The sequence below is a fragment of the Actinomyces sp. S4-C9 genome (genome assembly GCF_000758775.1).
Lineage (GTDB): Bacteria > Actinomycetota > Actinomycetes > Actinomycetales > Actinomycetaceae > Gleimia > Gleimia europaea.
The window spans coordinates 1-2366 of sequence record NZ_JRMU01000026.1; the positions used below are offsets into that span (position 1 = coordinate 1).

Sequence of the window (2366 nt, forward strand, 5' to 3'; positions counted from 1 at the left end):
CCCTATAGCTGTCAGTGTGTACATAAAGAGTGCCATTAGTATTGGTGCGATGACCGAGGCGAGGTCGTCACTTTCTCCCCGGAAGTACATCGGAGTCAGCACGACAATCAGCATGGTCATCACGATGCTGGCAGGAATTCCGAATCCGAGCAGGATCGGTGCTTGATTGAACACCCGGACCTCTTCCGGATGCTTGCTCATCTTCCGCAACAGGAGCGGCAAGTTCGTAGTATACGGAGATACTATGTTCTCGTCTGGCCCGAATTTCATCGGCTCAACCATTGAATAATTTCCTTCTATTTTCCTAGTCCGTCTTTAAAGCCTGACGCGATTCCTTGAGCCAAATTGACAGAATGGTCAACGCCCATAGTGACCCCATCCATGCTATCTTTTTCAGTAGCATTCTTAATGTTGTGACCAACAAAATCATTAAACGATCGTTGCGTGGTGTCAACAGCACTCTTGAATACGCCTCGACCCACCTTCTCGCCAAGGGAGGCTGTATTCGGATCTAAAGGCATAGGATTGACGCCAAACGTGAGAGCACTTGTCTGCAACTTTGTAGCCGCATTGACTAGACTCTTTGCGTTAGTTGATGCCAGCCCTTCAACAGTGAAATTCTTGTTCGCGTCTATTAATGTTTCTGTCGCGTATCCTGCATTGGCACTCACAACTTCACCCGCCATGTCGCCGAGTAGCTTCCTAGAGAAGTTATCTACTGCCATGTTGAGGTCGTTTTTCGCCACTAACTTGGTTGCTGTTTGAATCTTTGAGGTTCCATTTGCAGAGGCAAGGAACCCATTCTTAGCGTCCATGACACTTTTTTGCGTAGCTTTTGTAGCCAGAGCTCGTTGTGCCGCCGGCGATGCTTGCGCCATCTTTGCGCCAATTAGGTTCGAAGTGCCCATAGAAACAAAGCCGGTGACTGCTCCAACAGTCGTAGCAATTCCTACCTTCTTCCAGTCGATAGGCTTGTTGGAGATTTTCTGCGTAAGCAAGGATGTTCCACCACTAACCAAGCCTCCAGCCAGGGCGCCAGCCACCAGGATTCCGCCTACACCCGTGGCTGCAAGGGCAACTCCACCAATAATCGCTGCTCCCGCAAGGGCGTATTCCCAATTGTCCGCAGCAAACCCACCGATGCCCCTATTTCGGTTGTCGTTATACGCGGTTAGTGCACTGATGTCGCTATCTGTAATCGGACTTAGGCCGTAGGGATCAGCCAGGGAAAGTGGCGTATTAGCCGCGTAGTTATATGCGTTTGCCGCCCAAAGCGTAGCCGGCGGTGCGGCGACAGGATCCTGGGTTAGGAAAGATGCGGTGTTCGGATCGTAAAGCCGGGCTCCCATCCATTCCAGACCAGCAATGGCTATTTGTCCACCAGAAGTTAGCCGGAGGTAGTCCGGAAGTTGCGAATTGATAGTTCCGATAGAGCTGCCGTATGGATCCAACGGATCAGTGATGCTTTGAGGGCGCCATGCGTCCGCCACAATATCTGCGCTCAGGGTGACACCTGGTTGTGAACTGTCCCCTGAAAGTTAGACAGTTTAATAGTAGGGGTTCTTAGGCTAGGAGGGCATGATTGCGATATTCGTTCGGGGTCATGCCCTCGAGTCGTTGTTGGATGCGTTGGTTGTTGTACCAGTGGATGTAGTCCTGTATTTGATTGGTTAGGTCTTCGGTGTAGGTGAACGCTTGTTGGTAGAACAGTTCTGCTTTGAGGTGGGCGAAGAAGTTTTCTGCTATTGCGTTGTCATGGCAGTTACCTTTTGTGGACATGGATTGAGTAACGTTGTAGTTGGCTAGTAGGGCTTTCCAACTGTGGTGTTGGTATTGGAATCCTTGATCCGTGTGCATGATCATGCCCGGTCCTGGCTGCGCCTGGTGTAAGGCTTTGCGCAGGCTAGAGTTGGTGAGTTCTAGGTTTGGTGAGGCGCTAATCGAGTAGGAGATGACGCTGTGGTCGTACAGGTCAATGATTGGTGACAGGTACAGTTTTTGGTTTCCTACTGTGAACTCAGTGACGTCTGAGACCCATTTTTGGTTCGGCTTGGTAGCTGTGAAATCACGATTAAGAACGTTGCCAGCCGCGTTGGATTGGTTGGATCTGTAAGAGTTGTAATGCTTCTTGCGCACCTGGCACACTAGGTGTTCTTGTTTCATTAGTTTGGCTACCAGTTTTCTAGATACGCAAATGCCTTGACGTTTCAAAGCTAGCCTGACGCGACGGTGACCATAGCGTGCGTGGGACTGGTCAAACACGGTCTTGATCTCACGTTTGAGCCCAGCGTGCTTATCAGGAGCATCAAGGCGAGCTTGGTGATAGTAAAACGTTGACCTGGCAAGGCCAGCAGCTTGGAGTAAAT

At 50.3% G+C, this 2366-nt stretch carries 2 protein-coding genes and 1 pseudogene; all 3 read right to left on the minus strand.

Features of this window, described 5'->3' with window-relative positions; genetic code table 11:
* Positions 1 to 282: pseudogene (locus tag HMPREF1628_RS08515) on the minus strand (hypothetical protein); the annotation flags it as partial.
* Positions 283 to 296: 14 nt separating this feature from the next.
* The gene (locus tag HMPREF1628_RS08520) at positions 297 to 1490 is read right to left on the minus strand and encodes an RHS repeat-associated core domain-containing protein (protein WP_034511135.1); all 1194 of its coding nucleotides are present in this window, start codon (positions 1488 to 1490) and stop codon (positions 297 to 299) included.
* Positions 1491 to 1563: 73 nt separating this feature from the next.
* Positions 1564 to 2366, minus strand: an 803-nt coding sequence (locus tag HMPREF1628_RS08525) for an IS3 family transposase (RefSeq protein WP_034511138.1), incomplete at its 5' end; no start/stop codon positions are given.